23 protein-coding genes are annotated in these 22022 nt (G+C 64.1%); 5 read left to right on the plus strand and 18 right to left on the minus strand.

The genetic code is table 11. From position 1 onward, the window contains the following. Positions 1–19 precede the first annotated feature (19 nt). The 8 genes from AC2EAL_RS09035 to AC2EAL_RS09070 form a co-directional block, all read right to left on the minus strand. Positions 20–1255: a cytosine deaminase gene (locus AC2EAL_RS09035; RefSeq protein ID WP_484723865.1), complete on the minus strand. Its 1236-nt coding sequence runs from the start codon at positions 1253–1255 to the stop codon at positions 20–22. Then, positions 1252–1872 (minus strand): flavin reductase family protein, encoded by a 621-nt coding sequence (locus AC2EAL_RS09040; RefSeq protein WP_484723866.1) that lies wholly within the window; start codon positions 1870–1872, stop codon positions 1252–1254. Before AC2EAL_RS09040 ends, AC2EAL_RS09035 begins: the two co-directional genes overlap by 4 nt. Then, complete coding sequence (locus AC2EAL_RS09045; protein ID WP_484723867.1) at positions 1872–2363, minus strand: nucleoside deaminase; 492 nt, start codon at positions 2361–2363, stop codon at positions 1872–1874. Before AC2EAL_RS09045 ends, AC2EAL_RS09040 begins: the two co-directional genes overlap by 1 nt. A gap of 9 nt (positions 2364–2372) precedes the next feature. Further along, entirely contained in the window at positions 2373–3458 is a 1086-nt protein-coding gene (locus AC2EAL_RS09050; protein WP_484723868.1) for an ABC transporter ATP-binding protein, read from the minus strand. Beyond that, positions 3455–4240, minus strand: coding sequence for an ABC transporter permease (locus AC2EAL_RS09055; protein ID WP_484723869.1), 786 nt, complete (start codon positions 4238–4240; stop codon positions 3455–3457). Before AC2EAL_RS09055 ends, AC2EAL_RS09050 begins: the two co-directional genes overlap by 4 nt. Continuing rightward, positions 4240–5142, minus strand: a complete 903-nt coding sequence (locus AC2EAL_RS09060) for an ABC transporter permease (RefSeq protein WP_484723870.1) — start codon at positions 5140–5142, stop codon at positions 4240–4242. Before AC2EAL_RS09060 ends, AC2EAL_RS09055 begins: the two co-directional genes overlap by 1 nt. Further along, entirely contained in the window at positions 5139–6257 is a 1119-nt protein-coding gene (locus tag AC2EAL_RS09065) for an ABC transporter substrate-binding protein (RefSeq protein ID WP_484723871.1), read from the minus strand. The genes AC2EAL_RS09060 and AC2EAL_RS09065 overlap by 4 nt, the downstream gene beginning before the upstream one ends. 214 nt (positions 6258–6471) lie before the next feature. Then, positions 6472–7182 carry a GntR family transcriptional regulator gene (locus AC2EAL_RS09070; RefSeq protein ID WP_484723872.1) on the minus strand — a complete coding sequence of 237 codons (711 nt, stop codon included), beginning with the start codon at positions 7180–7182 and terminating at the stop codon, positions 6472–6474. A 345-nt stretch (positions 7183–7527) separates the two neighbouring features. Between AC2EAL_RS09070 and AC2EAL_RS09075 the strand changes: the two genes are divergently transcribed. From AC2EAL_RS09075 to AC2EAL_RS09085, 3 genes are all read left to right on the plus strand, one after another. Continuing rightward, positions 7528–8964, plus strand: coding sequence for an ATP-binding protein (locus AC2EAL_RS09075; RefSeq protein WP_484723873.1), 1437 nt, complete (start codon positions 7528–7530; stop codon positions 8962–8964). 157 nt (positions 8965–9121) lie between these two features. Then, positions 9122–9535 (plus strand): hypothetical protein, encoded by a 414-nt coding sequence (locus AC2EAL_RS09080; RefSeq protein WP_484723874.1) that lies wholly within the window; start codon positions 9122–9124, stop codon positions 9533–9535. Positions 9536–10103: 568 nt separating this feature from the next. Beyond that, the gene (locus AC2EAL_RS09085) at positions 10104–10592 is read left to right on the plus strand and encodes an ester cyclase (RefSeq protein ID WP_484723875.1); all 489 of its coding nucleotides are present in this window, start codon (positions 10104–10106) and stop codon (positions 10590–10592) included. 345 nt (positions 10593–10937) lie between these two features. On the opposite strand, the gene AC2EAL_RS09090 is transcribed toward AC2EAL_RS09085, so the two are convergent. From AC2EAL_RS09090 to uxaC, 8 genes are read right to left on the minus strand one after another with little or no spacing between them, the layout of a single operon-like run. Beyond that, positions 10938–12380, minus strand: a complete 1443-nt coding sequence (locus AC2EAL_RS09090; protein WP_484723876.1) for a mannitol dehydrogenase family protein — start codon at positions 12378–12380, stop codon at positions 10938–10940. Beyond that, complete coding sequence (gene kduD / locus AC2EAL_RS09095) at positions 12370–13098, minus strand: 2-dehydro-3-deoxy-D-gluconate 5-dehydrogenase KduD (protein WP_484723877.1); 729 nt, start codon at positions 13096–13098, stop codon at positions 12370–12372. Before kduD ends, AC2EAL_RS09090 begins: the two co-directional genes overlap by 11 nt. Beyond that, the gene (gene kduI / locus AC2EAL_RS09100; RefSeq protein WP_484723878.1) at positions 13095–13919 is read right to left on the minus strand and encodes a 5-dehydro-4-deoxy-D-glucuronate isomerase; all 825 of its coding nucleotides are present in this window, start codon (positions 13917–13919) and stop codon (positions 13095–13097) included. Before kduI ends, kduD begins: the two co-directional genes overlap by 4 nt. Positions 13920–13931: 12 nt before the next feature. Further along, positions 13932–14246: a cupin domain-containing protein gene (locus AC2EAL_RS09105; RefSeq protein WP_484723879.1), complete on the minus strand. Its 315-nt coding sequence runs from the start codon at positions 14244–14246 to the stop codon at positions 13932–13934. Positions 14247–14254: 8 nt separating this feature from the next. Next, positions 14255–15535, minus strand: a complete 1281-nt coding sequence (locus tag AC2EAL_RS09110; protein ID WP_484723880.1) for a TRAP transporter large permease — start codon at positions 15533–15535, stop codon at positions 14255–14257. A gap of 3 nt (positions 15536–15538) precedes the next feature. Next, positions 15539–16060, minus strand: coding sequence for a TRAP transporter small permease (locus AC2EAL_RS09115; RefSeq protein ID WP_484723881.1), 522 nt, complete (start codon positions 16058–16060; stop codon positions 15539–15541). A 52-nt stretch (positions 16061–16112) separates the two neighbouring features. Further along, complete coding sequence (locus AC2EAL_RS09120) at positions 16113–17096, minus strand: TRAP transporter substrate-binding protein (protein WP_484723882.1); 984 nt, start codon at positions 17094–17096, stop codon at positions 16113–16115. A 28-nt stretch (positions 17097–17124) separates the two neighbouring features. Continuing rightward, the gene (gene uxaC / locus AC2EAL_RS09125) at positions 17125–18522 is read right to left on the minus strand and encodes a glucuronate isomerase (RefSeq protein ID WP_484723883.1); all 1398 of its coding nucleotides are present in this window, start codon (positions 18520–18522) and stop codon (positions 17125–17127) included. Between the two features lie 178 nt (positions 18523–18700). Here uxaC and AC2EAL_RS09130 point away from each other — a divergent pair, with 178 nt between their 5' ends. Both AC2EAL_RS09130 and AC2EAL_RS09135 read left to right on the plus strand, forming a co-directional pair. After that, positions 18701–19348 (plus strand): GntR family transcriptional regulator, encoded by a 648-nt coding sequence (locus tag AC2EAL_RS09130; protein WP_484723884.1) that lies wholly within the window; start codon positions 18701–18703, stop codon positions 19346–19348. Between the two features lie 2 nt (positions 19349–19350). Beyond that, positions 19351–20268, plus strand: a complete 918-nt coding sequence (locus tag AC2EAL_RS09135; protein ID WP_484723885.1) for a sugar kinase — start codon at positions 19351–19353, stop codon at positions 20266–20268. A 34-nt stretch (positions 20269–20302) separates the two neighbouring features. Here AC2EAL_RS09135 and AC2EAL_RS09140 read toward each other — a convergent pair whose 3' ends face one another. Both AC2EAL_RS09140 and AC2EAL_RS09145 read right to left on the minus strand, forming a co-directional pair. Continuing rightward, positions 20303–21358 (minus strand): 4-oxalomesaconate tautomerase, encoded by a 1056-nt coding sequence (locus AC2EAL_RS09140; protein ID WP_484723886.1) that lies wholly within the window; start codon positions 21356–21358, stop codon positions 20303–20305. Beyond that, entirely contained in the window at positions 21351–22022 is a 672-nt protein-coding gene (locus tag AC2EAL_RS09145; RefSeq protein ID WP_484723887.1) for a 4-carboxy-4-hydroxy-2-oxoadipate aldolase/oxaloacetate decarboxylase, read from the minus strand. The genes AC2EAL_RS09140 and AC2EAL_RS09145 overlap by 8 nt, the downstream gene beginning before the upstream one ends.

Raw genomic sequence — 22022 nt, forward strand, 5'->3', positions numbered from 1 at the left:
GGGGGGCCTTTCTGGCGGGTCAAAGGAAGGTTTCAGTGACGGCGGGTGCAGTCCGTGCCGCCAACTTGCCGTTGGCGATGACCGCAAGGCGCGCGGGGTTCAGGCGGATGGCGTCGACGGGATCGGCGCAGTCCAGCACCATCAGGCAGGCGCGGGCACCGGGGCGGAGGCCGTAGTCCAGCCCCATGATCTGTGCGGGGGTGGTGGTGACCATTTCGAAACAGGCGCGCATCGCAGCGGGGGCGGTCATGTGCGCGAGGTGCAAGCCCATCATCGCGACCTCCAGCATGTTGCCGGAGCCCATCGAGTACCAGGGGTCGCGCGTGCTGTCCTGCGCCAAGGCAACGGTCACGCCGGCAGCCATCAGCTCGGGCACCCGCGTCAGGCCGCGGCGTTTGGGGTAAGTGTCGTGACGGCCCTGCAGAACGATGTTGACCAGCGGATTGGCGATGGCAGCCACCTGCGCCTCGGCCATCAGCGGCAGAAGCTTGGACACATAGTAGTTGTCCATCGAATGCATCGAGGTCAGGTGCGACCCTGCGACCCGGCCTTGCAGGCCAAAGCGAAGGGTCTCTGTCGCCAGCACCTCGACATGGCGCGACATCGGGTCGTCGGTCTCGTCGCAGTGGAGGTCGACCATGAGGCCCCGCTCGGCAGCCAACCGGCAGGCGGCAGTCACCGAGTCATGCCCGGCCTGCATCGTGCGTTCGAAATGCGGGATGCCGCCGACGATATCGATGCCCGCGTCCAGCGCCCGGATCACCGCCGCCTCGGCCCCGGGGGATCGGTACCAGCCGTCCTGCGGGAAGGCCACAAGCTGCAGGTCGATCACATGGCGGACGCGGTCGCGCACCTCCAGCAGTGCTTCGACGGTGCAGAAATTTGGGTCTGTGACGTCGACATGGCTGCGGATGGCAAGGATCCCCTGACCCACCGCCATGTGACAATAGCGCATGGCCCGCGCGATGATGTCTTCCCTGGTCTGCAGGACCTTGAGTTCGGCCCACAGCCGGATGCCTTCCAGAAGCGTCCCCGTCGCATTGATCCGCGGCGTGCCATAGCTCAGCGTCGCATCCATGTGGAAATGGCAGTCGATGAAGGGCGTGCTGACCAGCTTGCCAATGGCATCAATCACCTGTCCGGCGGCGGCTGTGATACCGGGGGCCACGGCAGCGATCCGGTCGCCGGAAATGGCGATGTCGGCCTGAGAGCCATCGGGCAGGACCCCGCCCTTGATCAGAAGATCATAGCTCATCCGGCCACCTTTTCGGGCAGGGGCGGGACCTTCAGCTCGAACTGACGATCCGCGACGATGTAGTTGTCGGCGTGCAGCCGGGCGATGGGGTGGTAGCGGGCGGGGTCCACATAGCGGCCCGTCGCGTCCAGGCAGTCGGGGCGGACCCGCATGAACAGGACCTCGCCAATGACCAGAGTGCGTTTCGGCCAGTCCAGACACCGCTCCACCCGGCATTCCATGATGCAAGGGCTTTCGGCGATGCTACGGACCGGGATGCTGTGGCCCGCAACGGGGGTCAGCCCGGCCAGCGCCAGTTCATCCACTCCCGGCTCGACCGTCATCGCAGTAGTGGCCATCGCGGGGCCAAGCGCAATGTCCACCATGTTCACCGTAAAGCTGCCCGTCCGGCGCAGGTTCGCCAGAGTGTCCTTGGCCCGCCCGTCCTTGCGCGGCTGGATGCCCAGGACCAGCAGCGGCGGTTCATGCGAGAAAACGTTGAAAAAGCTCATCGGGGCGGCATTGTTGGTGCCGTCTTCGTTCCGCGTGGTCACCAGCGCGATCGGCCTTGGTCCGACGAAGTTCGTCAGCAACCGGTAACGGTCTGCCTCGGGCAGCGTGGTGAAGTCGGCCTCCATCAGCCCAGCCGCGGGCTTGCCCAGGCCTTTAGAACCTCGATCGCTTCTGCGTCCATGCGCTGTTCCGCTTTCAGGCTGCGGCCCGTGACGGTCGCCCCGCATTCGGCGCGAAGGTGGTCGCAGTCGATGGGAAAACGTTCCGCCATCGGCAACGGCCCGAAGATCGGGTCGCACTGGGCCATCGAGGCCGCGTAGTACATCTGCCCGATGCCGGCGATGACCATTGCCGCCACGCACAGCGCGCAGGGCTCGGCCGAGGTGTAAAGCTCGCACCCGCGCAGATCGACGGTCTTGAGGTTGCGACAGGCATCGCGGATCGCTTCGGTCTCGCCATGCGAGGTGGGGTCGAAATGCGCCAGCGAATGGTTCAGCCCTTCGCCGACAATCTTGCCATCCTTGACCACGACCGACCCGAAAGGCTCGGTTCCCGGCTGGGTCAGGGCAAGCGCCGACAATTCCAGCGCCCGGCGCATAAATTTCTCTTCGTACATCTTGTCCTCCTATGGGTTCGGCAGGGCCCAGGCATGGCGCGGGTCCCAGGTCAGGGTCACCGGGGTGCCAGGGGTCAGAACAGCCTCATCCCCCAGGTCGAGCCGTTGCAGGCGGAAGTCGCGCCCGGTGGCAGAGGTGACGAAGATCGTCTGGGTCGAGCCGACAAACTCCATCCCGACGACATGGCCGGGCACTTGCGGCTGGCCATCGAGGGCCGTGCCTTCGGCCACCATGCGGATACGGTCGGCGCCGATGACGAAAGACAGTTCGCCCCCGGCAGGGGTGGGAACCGTATCCGGCACGGCAATGCGCCCCTCGGGGCAGTCGACCCAGATCAGCCCGTTGTCACGGGCCGTGACCTTGCCATCCAGCCGCGTATTCATCCCCATGAACGAGGCCACGAACCCGTTGACCGGCGCGCGGTAGACGTCACGAGGTGCTCCCGCCTGCTGCACGATGCCGTCCGCCATCACCACCACCCGGTCGGCGAGGGCAAAGGCCTCGGACTGGCTGTGGGTGACGTAGATGAAGGTGATCTTCAGCTCACGATGCAGGCGGGCCAGTTCGGTCTGCAGATGCACCCGCAAGTGCGCGTCCAGCGCCGACAAGGGTTCGTCCAGCAGCAGGATCGAGGGCTGCGTGACCAGCGCCCGGGCAATCGCCACGCGCTGGCGCTGGCCGCCCGACAGTTGGGCGATGTCGCGCTTGCCCATGCCGCCGAGGCCGACCTTTTCCAGCCACTCATTGGCAAGCCTGCGCCGCGCGCTTGGTGTCTCGCCCCGCATTTTCAGCGAGAAGGCCACATTGTCCTCGACCGACAGGAACGGAAACAGCGCCAGGCTCTGCCAGACCATCGGCGTGCCGCGCCGGTCGGGGGGGACATGGGTCATGTCCTCACCGCCAATGAGGATGCGGCCGGATGTGGGTTGCTCCAGCCCTGCGATCATCCGCAGGGTTGTGGACTTGCCGCAGCCCGACGGTCCCATCAGCGCGATGAACTCGCCTGCCGCGATGTCCAGGTTCAGGTTCTTGACCGCGTGGTGGCCGGGATAGCGCATGTCCAGGCCTTCAAGCCGCACATAAGGGCTGCTCATGCGGCCTCCTTTCCGGGTTTGCCCAACCGGGCCGAGACTTGCGCGATGGTCACCAGCACTAGCGAGGTCGCCAGCACCAGCGTGCCGATGGCGTTGATCTTGGGGTTCACCTGACCAAGCAGCATGTTGAAGACCCGCACCGACAGCGTCTCGTTCACCCCACCGACGAACCAGGCCACCATGAACTCGTCGAAGGACACCGCCGCCGACAGGCAGAAGGCGGCGATAAGACTGGGCTTGCAGAACGGGATCACCACGTGCCGCAAGGCGCCACCGGTCGAGGCACCCAGGTTCCAGGCGGCCTGTTCCATGTCCGGGCCAAGCTCGTTCAGCCGCAGGCGGATCAGCGCCATGGCGAAGGACACGGCAATCGCCACGTGGCAGACGATGATGCCCATCGGCGTGCCGAAGATCGGCGTGCGCGACAAGGCGGCAAGCATCGCCATGCCCAGGATCGTCACCGGCACGGCAGGGGGCACGGCGATGGCCAGCATCAGGGTCCGCTTGCCGAAGAAATTGTAGCGGTAGTCCAGATAAGCCGCGCAGAAGCCAAGCACGGTGGCGATGACGGCAGTGCCAAGGCTGACGATGATCGAATTCCAGATCGCGCTGACGATCATCGCGTCGCCCAAAGCCTCGCGGTGCCAGGCCAGCGTGAACCCGCCCCAGGGCAGGGTCGGAAACCGGTTGGCATCGAAGGAGAAGACGACGATCACGAGCATCGGCGTCAGGATGAACAGCGCCAGCGCGGCAAGGTAGAGCGTACGGACCAGCGTCGCCATCACACCCCCCCTACCTTGCGTCTCTGCGTGGCGAACTGGACAAGCACGAAGGCCACCACAAGAATGGCCAGCATCGACACCCCCACGACAGACGCGCGCGGCCATTGCGAGCCGGATTTGACCGTGTCCACGATCAGGATCGACAGGGTCGGCGGGTTCGATCCGGTCAGGAACACTGGGCTCGCATAGTCGCCAAAGGACATCAGGAACGCCGTCACCCCGGCAAGCCCAAGGCCCGACTTGATCGCGGGCAAGGTGACCTGGGTCAGCACCTGCCAGCCCGAGGCACCAAGGTTGCGCGCGGCCTCCAACTGGGTGCGGTCGAGGCCCATCATCGAGAAAACAAGGATCAGCGTGACAACGGGCAGGGTCAGCGTCAGCAGGCCCACGTACAGCGAAAACGCGCCGCCCAGGAGGTCAACGGCGGGAAGGCCCAGCCACTCCAGCACCACATTCACGATCCCGCCGGGCGACAGCACGACCTGCCAGGCGTAGACCTTCAGGATGTAGCTGGAGAAAATCGGGATGATCAGGAAGGCGATCCATCGCGCCCGCGCCTTTTCCGACAGACGCAGAGCAATGGCGTGAGCGGCCGGAAAGGCCAGCAGCATCGCCAGAACCGTGGTGATAGCGGCCACCTCAAAGGTGTAGACCAGTGCCCGCTGGAACGGAGTGGAGGTCAGCACCTTCTCCCAGTTGCCGAAGTCGAAGGCGGGCGCCAGCTTGAAATTCTGTACTTTCCAGAAGGTTATCACGACCAGAAAGACCAGCGGCAGCACAAAGAAGGCCAGTTGCCACAGGGCCACCGGCACGCCCAGAAGCAGGGGCATCGCCCGCCGCGCCGACTTGCGGCCCCCCGCTTGGGGGGGCGCGCTTTCGCTTATGACAACTGCGTCGGTCACAGGCTCTTCATCTCGCTCCAGACGTCGTTCCAGTCTTCGATGGACTGCTGTTGCGGCAGTTGGCGCAGGGCCACGCGACCGGCTTTCCAGTCGTCCATGACGTTGGGCTTATCCAGCTGCAGGCGCAGGAACTCGGCCTGGTCCGGCATCGTCTCGTTCAGAAGCTTCCAGCCAGGGATCGACGGGATCGATTTCTTGTTGTCGGCCTTGGTCGCCATTGCCACCTGTCCGGCCGGCGAGGTCGTGTACTGGATGAACTTCCGTGCAAGGTCAGCCTTCGGCGTGCCCTTCACGATCGACATGCTTTCGGTCCACTGGATGCCACCCTCGGCGGGCAGGATCGTGTCGACCGGCGCGCCGTCGAGCCGCAGGCCCAGTGTCACCCATTCGCCAATGCCGGGGATCAGATGCGCCTGGCCGTTGCGAAGGGACGAGAAGATGTCGGCGATGGTATAGAACCCCGCCGTCTGCGGCTTCAGCGAAAAGAGCTTTTCCTTCAGCGCCTCGAAGGCGGCTTCGTCGATGTCGAAGGGCGGCTTGTTGCCGTTCGACAGGCTGATGCAGCCCATCGAGGGCAGATACCAGTCGAAGAAGCCGACCTTGCCGGTGGCCTTCGGCTCCCACATCGCTGCGTAGGAGGAGACCTCCTCGGGCTTGTAGACCTCGGTGTTGTACGACAGGCCCAGATAGCCGAAGTCGGTCATGACCGCGTAAAGCTTGTCGTCGAACCAGTGCAACGGGAACTTCTGGAACTCGGGCCAGAAATCCTGCAGCGGGTAGTCGGCCGGGTTAAGTTCTTCGATGAAATCGGCCTCTTTCAAGAGGTGCAGATACTCCGCATCGGCCAGCACCACGTCGAAGGACCCGGGGGGCGACTGGTTGATGACGGCAAGCATCTGGTCGCCGCCGACGTATTCCTTGATCGCGACCTTGCAGTTGTTCTCCTGCTCGAACGCAGCGACCAGATAGGGGTCGGCGTTGCCCGGCCATGACAGGTAGTTCAGGACCTGCGGCTCCTGGGCATAGGCGGGCGACCAGCGCAGGGTGCTTGTGGCCGCAAGTGCCGCACCGGCCCCAAGGAAGCCACGGCGGCTTAGATCAATCGGACGTTTCATGGACCTCTCCTGCATCTTTTCATGGTGCAAGGAAGTCTGCGCCAGATGCGGGCACCCACTCAGGTCTTCGTGCGGTTGAGCGGCGCGAAAAGGCCGCTATTCAAAGCTTGCACGGATCTTGGGCGGAATCAGAGGCTGTCTGCTCTGATGCGATACGATCGCACAATAATCACTACACGGATTGCATGCGATTTCTGGCCCGAATCGCGTGGCGCTAGGTGGATCCAAGGTCTCGCGAGACGTTTGCCAGGATGCTGCGGATGTCAGTGGGGACCGGCTTCGGCAAAAGCGCGCGCCCCGCGACGGCATCCAGATGCTGGTCCATCAGGTCACCGGCCCGAGCCCCGTCACCAGCGGCCAGAGCCTCGACCAAGGCCATATGTTCGTTGACGGCACAGTCGGCGGAATGGGGGCGGCCATACATGGCCAGCACAAGGGAACAGCGCGACACAAGCTCGGTCACATAGCGCGACAGAAGTGCATTGCCGCTAAGCTCGGCGAGGCGGAGGTGGAACTCTCCTGCCAGACGAATGGCCTCGGCCTCGGAAATCGGCCCGGCATCGGCTTCTTTTTGGCCGAGAGCCCGCAGATCCTTGGCGATTTGTGGTGTCATGCGGGCGGCCACTTCTTGAACAACCAGTCGCTCCAGCGACTTGCGCACGGCGAAGATGTCGCGCCCATCGTCCAGGGTGGGGTTGGCCACGAACGCCCCACGGTTCGGGATCAGCTCAACCAGGCCTTCAACGGCAAGCCGCCCCAAAGCCTCACGCGCGATGGTGCGCGAGGTGCCGAAGCTTTCGCCGATCGCATCTTCGGGCAGGCGCATGCCAGGGGCGAGGCGCTGTTCGATGATTGCCTGCCTCAGCATGACGTGCAGCCTTTCGGTCCGAGTGCCAGGCGGCTTTGGCTTGCGGGAATGGGGCACAGGTCAACCTTTGATTGCATACGGTCTGCAACCGAGTTTGCATAGGGTGCCTTGCAGGTTCAAGTCGCCATCAGGGTCTCGTCCGGCCAAACTGCGAAAGACTGCAAGTTGCTTTACGCCCTGTCAGACAGAATCCTTTTTGTGAATTGATGCGGCGCTTCTACAGTCGTGTCGTAGTCGCCGCCGTGGCAGTACGCCCTTCTGGCTAGTCCGTTACAAGTGGTCGTTCCGTACGCAAATACTACCTTCTGTAGCCAGAGGACTTTCAGGCCGGTTTACCGCTGGAAACGTGAGATGCCCGGGCCTTCAGACGTGAAAACACTTAGAACGACCTGGTTCGACGGCATGCTGGAACGCGCCGCACGGATCGACGTTCTGCGCTTCAACCTCTGGCTGCTGTTTGGCATCGTCGTGACAAGTGCGCTCATCTCGCTGGTCCTCTGGTCTGCGGCCATAAGCTGGTTCGGCTGGACAGTCCCAGAGCGATCTGCCCTTCTTGTCTTGATGATCGCGGCCGCAGTCTCGTTCGCCGTAGGTGCCCCATCGGTCTTTCTTGGTTATGCGCTCTTTGCGCGCATCAACATGATCAGCGCCGAACTTCGGGAAGCGCTAGCCGCGGCCGACCTGGCCAACCGCTCCAAGACCGAGTTCCTCGCGAACATGAGCCATGAGGTGCGTACGCCGCTGAATGGCGTCCTGGGGATGGCGAAGATGCTTGAGGCGAGTTCGCTGGACGAAAGCCAGAAGGAAGCATTGCGCGTCATCCAGGAATCCGGCGACGTCCTGATGGCGGTCATTTCCGAGGTGCTGGACCTGTCGAAGATCGATGTCGGGCAGGTCACTTTGGAGCCTGTTCCGCAACCGATCGTGCCAGTCCTAACCTCCTGTGCCGAACTCTTTCGGGCCAGGGCGGTCGAACGCGGCAACAAGCTGGCTGTCATCGTCGATCCAGGGATTCCGGAAATTGCGAGCTACGACTCGGTGCGCGCGCGCCAATGCGTGGCCAACCTCATCTCGAATGCCGTGAAGTTCACGAGGAACGGCGACATCATCATCACCCTGTCTGCGAGACCCGAGTCGGAAGGTTGGACCATCGAAGTCAGAGTGAGGGATTCCGGAATCGGCATAGCCGAGGAGGATATACCCCGTCTTTTCCAGCCTTTTCAGCAATTGGGAACGGCGAAGTCATACGTGCCCGGAGGCACCGGTCTTGGTTTGGCGATATCCCGTCGGCTTGCCAAGCTTATGGGTGGACAGTTGACGGTCACGTCGGCACTGGGGAAGGGATCGGAGTTCCGTCTTTCATTCCGCGCAGAGGCTTCCGGGGCGCTGGCGCCCGCCCGGCCCGTCGTGACCCCACCAGACCGGGTCGCGGTTCTGAGCAATGTCAAAGCGTTGGTTGTCGACGACACCCAGACCAACCGCATCGTTGTGCGGTCGATGTTGTGCGCCCTGGGTGCAGACTGTCTGGAGGCAGGGGACGGGGTTTCGGCCCTCCATCTGGTGCAGACTGAACAGATTGATGTCATCCTGATGGACATCTGGATGCCTGAGTCCAATGGCTTCGAGGTCTTGCAGAAGATCAGGGAGCTTGGCGGAAGACCCTCCGGCATTCCGGTCATCGCCGTCACTGCAGACGTGGTGCGTGAACAAGGCGACCATTATATCGCCCGCGGGTTTGCAGGGTACCTGAGCAAGCCCATCGACATGGCCAAGCTTGCCGCCGTAGTGCGGGACGCGGTTTCGAACGGCGCGAACGCTTCCGAACGTTCCCGAATCTGAACTTCACCATCCGCTGTTGGTGAGCCAACGCATGTCTTCGCGTCAGCTACCCTTTTCAGAAAGTCAGACTTCGTGATTGATCTCCTGAAGGTGCGACATATCTTCCCTCGAATGCCGATATTCTAATCTGATTATACCTGGGCAGCGAGGATCAAGATTGGCCTACAGGATCAAGGTCTTCCCCGAAAAGCGCGTCGCGTTCTTCAAGTTCTGGGACGATGTCGCGACGGTGTCGGCCAAGGAAGCCTTCGTCCGGTACACCAAGGATGAGAACTTCGATCCCACCTATCTGATGGTCACTGACGCCCGCGACGTGACCAAGATCCACGCGAGCTTCCAGGATGTTCTGTTTGGAGTTGAGGGACTGCGCGATCTGCTGGCCAAGTTTGAGCGCGGGTCGATCAGCGCGATCCTCGTCAGCGACAGCACACAGTTGGGTTACGCCAGGATGTTGGAACAGGTGCTTGCGTTTTTGTCGCCGATCACGGTGCGGGTCGTTTTCGACGAGGATGCGCTTCGGGCCGCAACACAGAGACCCGACTTGCACATCGAAGAGCTTGCTGAGGGTTGAGCACCGGCGGTCTTCCGACCGGAGCGGGACGAATTGGACGGAAGGTCCGGGACTGCAAGTGGCGCCAAGTCAATCGTGGAAGATCTTCTTGCGCGACCCGGAGAAGGTCTTCTGAAGCGGAATTTTGGGCTATGTGCCGACTGCTTCAGTTGACGCCTGCCAAGGCTTAGCTGGCCGCTGCGCTGGGACCTGACCCCACGGCGCACAGCACCGCCGATCCGGTGGCCCGCCATCTTGACCGTGTCAGCTGATCCCTGTCGTGAAACCCGGGACTGGAAGGGCGCGCCGGGCCACTTTCGGGCCGAGGGATCATGGCCTGCACCGGGTTCCGACGGGCGGCCTGCAAGACGGCGGGACCCCTAGGATCATCTCACGCCTTGAAAGACAGGATCAACGATCGGGCCGATGATCTCCTGCAGGTGAAGGTCTAGCCTTCCCCTATCGGACCGCAATCCGCCTGAGGGCGCCAGCGGCTCCCGAGGAAGAACCGAAACTCGAACGGCCCGCCGGGCCGCGCAGGACGCGCGGCACCGATCCGGCGACCTTAACCCAAAGGAAGGAGACCAACATGTCCATCACCCGCCGCGCCGCGCTGGCCGTTGCCACCGCCGCCACCTTGTCACTGTTCGCCGGGACCGCCATGGCGCAGGACGACTACAAGGAACGCATCCGCATCTTCTACGAAACCTTCAACACGAACGACGCCAACCTTCTGGACCAGATCATCGCCGAGGATTGGGTCCACATTCCCGCCGCCCCGGGCGAGGAACCGGGCCGCGAGGGCTTCAAGAAGCAGATCCCGGGCTTTGCCGCCACCTTCGCCGACGGCAAGCTGACGATCGAGGACATCGTCCAGGAGGGCAACAAGGTGGCCGTGCGCTCGACCTATACCGCCAAGCAGATCGGCCCTTTTGCAGGCTTCCCCGCCAAGGGCCGCGAGTTCACCATCATGACCATCGACATCCACGAGTTCAACGAAGACGGCATGGTCCAGACCACCTGGCACCTGGAAGACTGGCTCGGTGGCCTCTTTCAGATGGGCGCATTCGAGCAGTGAAGGCGCATACCGCCCAACCAACGGCTTGGCTCGAGGCGTAAGCCCCGAGCCAAGCGACTGTATGGGTGCCGTCCTCTGTTGCCTCTAGCCGATCCAGGAGTCAGGCCGCGAGAAGGCCGCGCCACGCGGAGAATGCGGCGGCTTGGATCAGCTTGCAGGTGTTGCGGTTCTGAAGATGGCGCTGCGTTGGAGAACGGTTGTCGGCCGAGGCTTGGACCGTAGCGAACTTCTGCAACGCTTGCACATGCCGGAGCCGCAAATGCGGAAAGGGGAGCTTTTGGTCATGCCTGTAGGCTAGTGGACTGCCTTGCCCTGTCTGAAGCAAGGTTCATCTGAAAGAACGCCTCAGACTGACCCTCCTTGTGTCCAGGTCATCAAAGCGTGGCGTGCGCCATGGTTCTGCAGCCTGAGAAAAGCATCTGTCACGCCGGGCGCGATGACGGAGACAATCGTAGGCGGGAAGATTTCGCGGACCGACAGAAGTGCCGCCACCCGAGCCTCGGGCAGGCCGACCGATAGCGCGCGGAGACGGTCTGCCAGCGGATCGCGAACGTCGATCTTCTGACCCCCTTCGTCAATGCCCCCGACATAGGTCATCCAGGCCGCGACAGCCAGCATCAGGCCCGGACTGTCACGCCCCGCCGCCATGTTCGTCTCCAGCGTGCCAAGGATCCGCTGCGGCAGTTTCTGACTGCCATCCATGGCGATCTGCCAGGTGCGGTGATGGACGGCTGGATTCGAAAAGCGGGTCTCCAGTGCCGCTGCATAGGCTGGAAGGTCTACCCCCGCAGGCGGTGTCAGAGCTGGAATGATCTCGTTGGCCCAGAGCCGCCGCACGAAATCCTGGTAGGGCGGATCGGCCATGCACTCGGCAATGGTCCGGTGTCCGCCAAGATAACCAAGGTAGGCCAGGGCGGAATGGGCGCCGTTCAGCATGCGCAGCTTCATCAGCTCGAACGGGGCCACATCCCGGACCATCTGAACGCCGACCGCGCCGAGGTCGGGACGCAGGCCGCCAACGAAGTCATCCTCGACAACCCATTGGCGGAAGGGCTCGTGCACCACGGGGGCGGCGTCGTCATGGCCAGTCAGAGCGCGGACGCGGGCGATGTCATCGGGGGTGGTGGCCGGGACGATCCGGTCGACCATGGTCGCGGGGAAGCGGGCATGTTCAGCGATCCAGGCGGACAGGCCGGGGTCGATCCTTTCGGCAAGCTCAAGGACCAGACCCCGGACCAGAGGTCCATTGCTTGGCAGATTGTCGCAGGTCAGCACGGTAAAGGGCGCATGCCCCGCCGCCCGGCGCATCTGCAGCGCGCGGACCAGGTAGCCCGGTGCAGATGCGGGCAGCGGATGGGCCAGATCATGCCGGATCTCGGGATGGTCAAGGTTCAGCCGTCCCGTGGCGGGCGCGTGGCAATAGCCCTTTTCGGTCACCGTCAACGTCACGATCCGCACGGCTGGATCGGCCATGGCATCCAGCACAGACTGCGGGTTCTCCGGCGCGTAGAGCACCGCCTGGACCGAGCCGATGACCCGTGCCTTCGGTCCTTCGGGAGCCAGTTCCAGCGCCGTGTAGCAGCCGCCCTGCGGGTTCAATCCGTCACGGATGTCGGGGCTGCGCAGGCTTACGCCAAGGATCCCCCAGTCGCCGCCCGACACGGCCATCGCCTCTTCGATGTAGACCGCACCATGCGCCCGGAAGAAGGCGCCGAGCCCAAGGTGCACGATGCCGATGCCCGGGCGCGGGCCGGGCGGACGGATCAGGCGGACCGCGTCAGCGGGCAAGCCAGCCTCCGTCCACGGGAACGATCGCGCCGTGAATGTAGGCCGCCGCGGGCGAGGCCAGAAAGACCGCCGTCTGCGCGATATCCTCGGGCCTGCCCCACCGTCCGGCCGGGATACGGTCAAGGATGGACTTGCTGCGCTCTGGGTCGGCGCGGAGATCGTCGGTGTTGTTGGTCTCGATATAGCCCGGAGCAATCGCATTGACATTGATGCCCCTGGCCGCCCATTCGTTGGCCAGAAGCTTGGTCAGTCCGGCCACGCCGTGCTTGGCCGCCGTGTAGGACGGCACGCGGATGCCGCCCTGGAACGACAGGAGCGACGCGATGTTGACGATCGCGCCGCGCGCCGTCCGCTGCAGCAAGGCCCTGGCGAAAGCCTGGGCGGTGAAGAACACGGCCTTCAGGTTCACATCCATCACCTCGTCCCAGTCGGCCTCGGTGAAGTCGAGGCTGTCCGCCCGGCGGATCGTGCCGGCGTTGTTGATCAGCACGTCATAGTCCTGACCGGCAAAGGCGTCACGGGCCGCCAGGGGGTCGGCGAAGTCCAGGCGTATCGCACTGGCCCCGGGAATCCTCGCCAATGTCTCGACGCAATCGCGGCGAGCGGCGAGCGTCACCCTTGCGCCCGCTTGCGCGAGAGCAATAGCGATGGCCTGACCGATCCCGGTATTCGCGCCGGTCACCAGCGCATGGCGGCCGTCCAGCGAAAAGGCGCTCACCGAAGGTCCCCCATGCCCACCATCTCGACGTCCTTGTAGTCGACATTGTCGCCCGCCATCGCCCAGATGAAGGTGTAGCTGCCAGTGCCTGCGCCGCAGTGGATCGACCAGGGCGGCGACAGGACGGCCTCTTCGTTGGCGACGACGAGGTGGCGGGTCTCTTCCGGGCGGCCCATCATGTGGAAGACGCGGGCCTCGGGGGCGAGATCGAAGTAGAAATAGGCCTCCATCCGGCGGTCATGCAGGTGGGCAGGCATGGTGTTCCAGACGGAACCCCCGTGGAATTTGGTATAGCCGAGAACCAGCTGGCAGCTTTCCATCACTTCGGGGTGGATGAACTGGTAGATCGTGCGGTGGTTTGCCGTCTCGGGCGAGCCGGTCGTGAAGTTCTTCGCCTCGGCCAGGCGGATCAGGCGGGCGGGAAGGCTGGCATGCGCAGGGGCGGAGGTGAGGTAGAACCTGCCCTGCCCCGTGAAGGTTACGGGGCCGAGGCCACGGCCAAGGTAGAGAACGTCACCCTTTCCCATTGTATGGGTCTGGCCTCCGGCCGAAACGGCGCCGGACCCGCCGACGTTGACGATCCCCATCTCGCGACGGTCAAGGATGCTGGCAGTGCCGCATTCCTTGACGTGGTCCAGCATAAGGCTGCCGCCCGCCGGGACCGCGCCGCCGGTGATCATCCGGTCGTAGTGCGAGTAGATCAGGCGGACCTCGCCGTTGGCAAAGAGGCCCTGCCCCAGAAAGGCCGCGCGGAGGGCGGTGGTGTCCATACCCTTGGCCTCGGACGGGGAAATGGCGGGGCGGGTTTCAACGGTGAGCATGGGCAGGGCCTTTCACAGGAAGTCGTCACGGCGGGGGGTGAAGCTGTCGATCAGCACCCCGCCTTCTAGACAGCGGCAGCCATGAGTTGCGCCGCTGGGGATCACGAAACTGTCGCCGGGACCGACCTCATGGTCCTTCCCGTCGATGGTGAAGGCGAAGCGGCCCGACTGGACGTAGGTCGCCTGCACATGTGGATGGCTGTGCAGCGCGCCCGTCGCCCCTTCCACGAAGCGGAAGGCGACGACCATCAGGTCGGGGTGATCGGCCAGCACCTGGCGCGTGACACCGGGGCCGGTGGTGGCGGTTGGGTAGGTCTTTGAGGGCATTTCGTCACCTAGTGAAAGAGCGAGGGCAGCCACAGCGAAAGCGCGGGGATGTAGGTCACCAGCATCAGCGTGACGAAGGCGGCACCGTAGAAGGGCCAGATCGTCTTCAGCACTTCGCCGACGCCGATGCGGCCCACGGCACAGCCGACGAAAAGGACCGCTCCGACCGGTGGCGTGCAAAGCCCGATGCCAAGGTTCAGCACCATGATGACCCCGAAATGCACCGGATCGACGCCGAAGGCCGTGGCAACGGGCAGGAAGATCGGCGTGGTGATCACGATCAGAGGCGACATGTCCATGAAGGTGCCGAGGAAGAGCAGCAGGAGATTGATGAGGAGGAGGATCACGATCGGATTGTCGGACACGCCCTTCATCACCTCGATCATCGTGGTTGGGACCTTCAGGACCGCCAAGAGCCAGCCGAAGGCGGCAGCGCAACCGATGACCATCAGCACCATCGCCGTCGTACGGACGGCAGCGAAGGTGGCCGCGACGAAGTTCTGCCAGTCCATCGTGCGGTAGGCGAGCGCGGTGACTACAAGCGCATAGACGGCAGCGACACAGCTTGACTCGGAGGCCGTGAAGACGCCGGACCGGACACCGACGAAGATGATCGCGATCAGCAGGATGCCCGGGATCGCGTTCAGAAGCAGGCCTCCAACGGCGGACCAGCCGGGAAAGGGGTCGGTCGGGTAACCGCGCCGCGAGGCCACGAGCCAGGCCGCGACCATCAGCGAGACGGCCAGCAGCAGGCCGGGCAGGATGCCCGCGGTAAAGAGGTCGGCGATGGAGATGCGCCCGCCCCCGGCGATGGAATAGATGATCATGTTGTGGCTGGGCGGGATCATCAGCGCGATGATCGACGAGACCACGGTCACGTTGACCGCGTAGTCGACGCCGTAGCCACGCTCTTTCATCTGCGGGATCATCAGGCCACCGATGGCCGAGGCATCCGCGGCGGCGGAGCCGGAGATGCCGCCAAAGAGGACCGAAGCCGAGATGTTGACCTGGCCAAGCCCGCCGCGCATGTGGCCGACAAGGCCCCCGGCAAGGGCCACCAGTCGGCGGGCGATGTCGCCCCGGACCATCAGCTCACCGGCGAAAATGAAGAATGGGATTGCCATCAGCGCAAAGACCGAGACGCCCGAATTCAGGCGCTGGAAGACGACGATGGGCGGCATCTCCATGTAGAGGACGGTCGCGAAGGACGCGATGCCAAGGCAGAAGGCAACGGGCGTGCCGATCAGCAGGAGCGTGGCGAAGGTGCCGAAAAGAATCCAGAGTTCCATTGATCAAGCCTCTGCCGGGCTGTCGCCGAAGCGCATGGTGGGAAGGCCAGCGGCGCGGCGGGCCAGACGTTCCAGGGAAAAGAGCACGATCAGCACCCCGCCGCCCACGATGGGGGCAAAGTCGACGGCACCGGTGATGCCCAGGGACGGCAGCTTGATGTTCCATGCCGACCCCGCAAGCTGGCCGCCAAACCAGACCATGCCGACCCCGAAGCCGCCGACGACGATGTCGGACACTGAAAAGAGCCAAAGTTTGGCGCGTTGCGGCAGGATGTAGATCAGGATGTCGAACGAGAGGTGATAGCCCTCGCGGATACCCACTGCGGCCCCAAGGAAGATGAACCAGCCCATCAGGATGACGGCCAGCGGCTCGCTCCAGATCAGCGAGGAGTTGAGGCCATAGCGGAAGACCACCTGCGCAGCGATGACGGCCGTCATCAGCACCAATGCCGCACCCGCAACCCAAAGGGCAGCGTTCGCCACATGGCCCAGAAGCCAGGCCACCCGTTTCATCACGTCCTGCACGATTTCCCCCGGTTTGGTGCGGGCGGCCTGACGCGGCCGCCCTGATGTCAGCTCACTCGGTCGCCTGGATGCGGGTCACGAGGTCCTGCAGTTTCGGCGTGTTCGCGTGCTTTTCATAGACCGGGACCATCGCCTCGATGAACGGGGTCTTGTCGATCTCCTCGACGATCTCGACGCCCGCCGCGCGGACCTTTTCCTCCGAGACCTTTTCGCGCGCGGCCCAGAGCTCGCGGTTGATCGGAACCGCGTCCTTCGCGGCCTGCCGGATCAGCGCCTGGTCTTCCGGGGTCAGCTTGTCCCAGCTGACCTTCGACATGACCAGCACCTCGGGCACGATCAGGTGTTCGTTCAGCGTGTAATAGCCCGCGACTTCGTAGTGGCCCGAGGATTCGAAGGACGGCCAGTTGTTCTCGGCACCGTCAATGACGCCGGTCTGCAGCGCGGAATAGACCTCGCCGAAGGGCATCGGGGTGGCGTTGGCGCCAAGGGCCGACATCATGTCGACGAAGACGTCGGACTGCATGGTGCGTACCTTCATGCCGGCAAGGTCGGCAATCGAGGTGATCGGCTTCTTCGAGTTGTAAAAGCTGCGCGAGCCCCCGTCGAAATAGGCCAGACCGATGAAGCCGTGCGGCTCAAACGCCGCCAGGATCTCGTCGCCGATCGGGCCGTCCATCACGCGGTGCATGTGGCTGGTGTCCCGGAAAATGAAGGGCAGCGAGACGACCTTGGTTTCCTCGATGATGTTGTTGAACGGCCCCATCGAGACGCGGTTCATGTCGATGACGCCGAACTTGGTCTGTTCGATGGTGTCCTTTTCCTCGCCCAGCTGCGCCGAGTGGAACACCTCGACGCAGATCCGGCCGCCCGAACGCTCCTTGAGCATCTCGCCCATCTTCTGCACGGCGGCGACCGTGGGGTAGCCGTCGGGATGGGTGTCCGACGATCTCAGCGTCAATTCGCATTCCGCCATCGCGGCCCCGGCCAGGGCGGCACTGGCCAGCAGGGCGGCCAGCGTGGTCTTCAGGTGTTTCATGTTGGGTCTCCTCCCGGTTTGTCGTTGGTCAAAGTCTGTAGGCCCGTTTTGCAAGCCCATGGGCGAGGTCCGGCGCAAGCTCTTCGGCTTCGTCCAGGTCCAGCCTTCCCGTTCCCACGAGGGTCGCCAGGAAGGCACAATCCACCCGCCGGGCCACGTCATGCCGGGCGGGAATGGAACAGAAGGCTCGGGTGTCGTCGTTGAAACCGACCGTGTTGTAGAAACCGGCCGTTTCAGTCGCCATCTGGCGGAACCGCATCATCCCTTCCGCGGAATCGTGGAACCACCAGGGCGGCCCCAGCTTCAGCGACGGATAGGCCCCTGCCAGAGGCGCCAGTTCGCGGGCATAGGCGCTTTCGTCCAGCGTGAAGAGGATGATCGCCAGGTCCGGCTCCATCCCGACCGCGTCGAGAAGCGGCTTCAGCGCGCGCACGTAGTCCGTTCGGGTCGGGATATCGAAGCCCTTGTCGCGACCGAACCGGGCCAGCACCTGGGGCGAATGATTGCGCCACGATCCGGGGTGGATCTGCATGACCATCCCGTCGCCAAGGCTAATCCGGGCCATCTCGGTCAGCATGTGGCCCCGGAACGCATCGGCTTCTTCGGCCGAACACAGCCCCCGCAAGGCCCTGTCGAACAGCGCGGCGGCATCCGTCTGCGAAAGGTTCTCGGTCCTCGCCGTGGCATGGCCGTGATCGGTCGAGGTCGCGCCCAGCTCGCGAAAGTAGGCACGCCGGATGCGATGGGCGCGCAGGTAGCCCTGCCAGTCGGTCGCGGTCTCGCCGGTCAGGGCACCCAGTTGCTCGACATTCTGCGCAAAGCCGGCGAACTCGGGGTCCACCACGGAATCGGGCCGATAAGCCGTTACAACCCGCCCGCCCCAGCCGCTTTCGCGGATCATCCGGTGCCAGCGCAGATCATCCAGCGGGCTTTCTGTCGTGGCAATGACCTCGATGTTGAACCGCTTGAACAGCGCGCGCGGGCGAAACTCCGGTCGGGTCAAACAGTCCGCGATGTGGTCGTAGGCGGCATCGGCAGTGTCGGCCGAGAGCCGTTCGTGCCAGCCAAAGACGGTCGAAAAGGCGTGGTCCAGCCACAGCCGCGACGGCGTGCCACGAAACAAGTGGAAGTTGGCCGCAAAAAGCCGCCAGATCGCCCGCCCGTCTGTCTGGACCGGTCCACCGTCGGCCCGTGGCACCCCCAAATCCTCCAGCGCGATCCCCTGCGAGCAGAGCATGCGGAAGACATAGTGATCCGGTGTCACGAACAGCTGAGCGGGGTCAGGGAAAGCCCGGTCTTCGGCAAACCAGCGCGGGTCGGTATGGCCATGCGGGCTGACAATCGGCAGGTCCCGGACCAGCCCGTACAGCCTGCGCGCCAAAGTGCGCAAGGCCGGGTCAACCGGAAAGAGCCTGTCGTCGTCCAAAGCGATGTCTCCCCCCCTGCCTTGCCCCACGGACGATGCCGTCGCGATACATACTAGTCAAGTAATATTCTAGTTGTGAATTCTACCCCTGCCCAGTAGTGTCGGCCCAAGGCGGCACGAAGGGGGGCGTCAGGTGCACGGGGCTTTGCAAGTTCTCGAACGGATTCAGCGGCCATCGGTGGCGGATTCGGTGTTCGAAGAGCTGAATCGCCAGATCCTGACTCTCGTCCTTGCCCCTGGCACAAAGCTTTCGGAAGTGGATGTCGCGCAGGCACTTGGCGTCTCGCGCCAACCCGTGCGGGATGCCTTCTACCGGCTATCGAAACTTGGGTTCCTGACCATCCGCCCCCAGCGCGCGACGATGGTTTCCCTGATCTCGGAGCGGTCCGTCAAGCAGGCCCGGTTCATGCGGACGGCGATCGAGCTTGAAACCGTCCGTGAGGCTTGCGAGCGGCTGACGGAAAAGGACTTCACTGCCTTGTCGGCCATCCTGGACGAACAGGCCCTCACAGTAGCACCGCAGGATGCCGAACGCTTTCATCGGCTGGATGATCAGTTTCACCGGGAAATCTGTGAACGGGCCGGGCATGGCTATGTCTGGGACACGATCCGTGAGAACAAGGCCCACATGGACCGGGTGCGATACCTTTCGCTCTCCTTCGCGTCCGAACGCGCCTACAAGGAACACCGCGAAATCCTGCAGGCGATCCAAGCCCGCGATGCCAATGCGGCAACCGCCGCCATCCGTAGACATCTCATTCGCATCCTGGACCAGATCGTGCAGATCCGCGGGACGCATTCGGCCTATTTCGCGGAAGAAGACTGACCTTGCGTGTCGTCTCTATCGGGGAATGCATGGTAGAGTTGGCGCCCGAAGCCGATGGCCGCTTTGCGATGGGCTTTGCGGGAGACACCTTCAACACGGCCTGGTATCTGCGGCGCTCTCTGCCGGAAGGCTGGCAGGTGGACTACCTGACCGCTGTCGGCGACGATCCGATCTCGACGCGAATGGCCGACTTCATTGCATCGGAAGGCATCGACACCCGACATGTCCGGCTGATCGCTGGCGGCTCGGTCGGTCTCTACATGATCTCGCTGACGGGGGCCGAGCGCAGCTTCTCTTACTGGCGGTCGGCGTCGGCGGCGCGTCGGCTGGCCGAGGACGAGGCTGCGCTGCATCGCGCCCTGGCAGGTGCCGATCTGGCTTACCTTTCAGGGATCACGCTGGCGATCCTGCCCGAGGCGGACCGCGCACGCCTCCTTGCAGCCTTGGCCGTGGCCCGGGCGAAGGGCACCCTTCTTGCCTTTGATCCGAACCTCCGACCGCGTCTCTGGTCGGACAACGACACGATGCGCCGGGTAGTGACGCAGGCCGCCTCTGGCATGGACATTGTGCTTCCTTCCTTCGATGAAGAAGCCCAGCATTTTGGCGATGCCAACCCTGTTGCGACGGCAGAGCGCTACCAAAGGGCCGGCGCGCGCATGGTCGTGGTGAAGGACGGCGCCAGGGAAGTCGTCCTGCATAACGATGGCAAGACCCTGCGCCACCAACCCGATGCCGCCGCCATCGTCGTAGACACGACCGCCGCAGGCGACAGCTTCAATGCCGGGTTCCTGGCTGCACATCTCTCTGGGCGACCACTCCAAGATGCCTTGTCCGAGGCCGCAAGCCTCGCCCGCCACGTGATCGGCGCGCGCGGCGCCCTGGTGCGCCTGCCGCGTGTCTCGGTGGCAAACATCGAGTAAGTTGCCTGTGACAGGGTGACGTGCGCCGGTTCGATCAGCCCGCTGCCGGAAACACCCGCCCGTCAAACAGCTTGCGGGCCGTGCGGAGGGTGCCCGCGCCAGTCACCTGGCCATCGCGGATCTCCAGCAGCACGTCGGTTGCCCCACCGGGATGTTCGATCAGGAACCTGCCGTCAGTTGGCAGTTTTGCAAGCTTTGCAGCCGGGCTGTCCGGCAAGAGGCAGGCGGTCGCGACACTGACAGCCGCCAGGACACCGATGCCAGCATGCACCTGGTGCGGAATGAAGCTGCGGGTATGGATGGCGCCACCCTGAACGGGGGGCGAGACAAGGGTCATCTTCGGCACCGATTTTGCGGCCACCGCGCCAAGGTTCATCAGCAGTCCGGCTTGCAGGCGGATGGATTCAACCCGGGCCTTGAGCGCGGTGTCGGCCTCCAGCACATCGGGGCTTTCCCGTCCGGTCAGGCCAAGGTCTGCAGCCTGCAGCACCACGACCGGCATGCCGTTGTCGATCAGCGTGCAGGCAACACCGTCGATCACATCCACCGCACGGCCCGTCGGAAGCATCGCCCCGCACATCGACCCGGCGATGCCGGTGAACATCAGCGGCACGGCTGCATGGGCGCCCGGCACGCCGTCGATCCGGGCGTCACCGTCATAGCTGACCCGACCGCCGGGGGTATGAATGCGGGCCGTGGCGATCTCGCCGGTATTCAGCATGTGGATGCGGACGTCGGTCGTACCGTCACGGGCCGTGACAAGGCCGCGTTCGATGGCAGCAGGGCCGACAGCGGCAAGGATGTTGCCACAGGGCTGGGCAGCGCTGACCAGCGGCTGATCGACGAAGACCTGCAGAAACAGGTAGTCGACATCGGCATCGGGGCGCGAGGGCGGCGACAGGATCGCAACCTTCGAGGTCAGGGGGTCGCCCCCGCCGATCCCGTCGATCTGGCGCGGATCGGGGCTGCCCATGATGCGCAAGAGGAGCGCATCGCGCGCGTCGGGGTCGGCGGGCAGGTCGGATGCAAGGAAGTAGGCCCCTTTTGACGTGCCCCCCCGCATCCACAGGCAGGGGATGCCGTCAGACATAGCGCAGGCCCTTGGCCTGAAGCGCCGGGCGCATGTTGTAGATGTCGAGGCCCAGCTCACCGGCGGCGAGTTTGCTGCGTTTTGCCTCCTCTGCGGCAAGCCGCTTGTTGGCGGCGGCAAGCACGGCTTCGGCCTCGGCGCGTTTCACCACCACCACCCCGTCGTCATCGGCAACGATCACGTCGCCGGCCTCGATCGCCTGACCCGCGCAGACGATGGGGACGTTCACCGACCCAAGGGTTTCCTTGACGGTGCCCTGGGCCGAAATCGCTCTGGACCAGACCGGAAAGCCCATCGCGGTCAGGTCGCGCACATCGCGCACGCCCGCGTCGATGATCAGCCCGCGGCAGCCGCGCGCCATGGCACTGGTCGCCAGTAGGTCGCCGAAATAGCCGTTGTCGCAGGGGCTGGTCGGCGCCAGGACCAGAAGATCGCCGGGTTGCAGCTGTTCGATGGCAACGTGCAGCATCCAGTTGTCGCCCGGGGGCGCGCTGATCGTCACTGCGCTGCCGGCAATCTGCGCGCCCGCATAGATCGGGCGCATGTAGGACTGCAGGCAGCCCTTGCGGCCTTGGGCCTCGTGCACGGTGGCAACGCCGGCACGCGCCAGACCGTCGACAACATCTTGCGGTACACGGGAAATGTTCTGCACGACAATGCCCAT

This window comes from Tabrizicola sp. T74, from assembly GCF_057219935.1.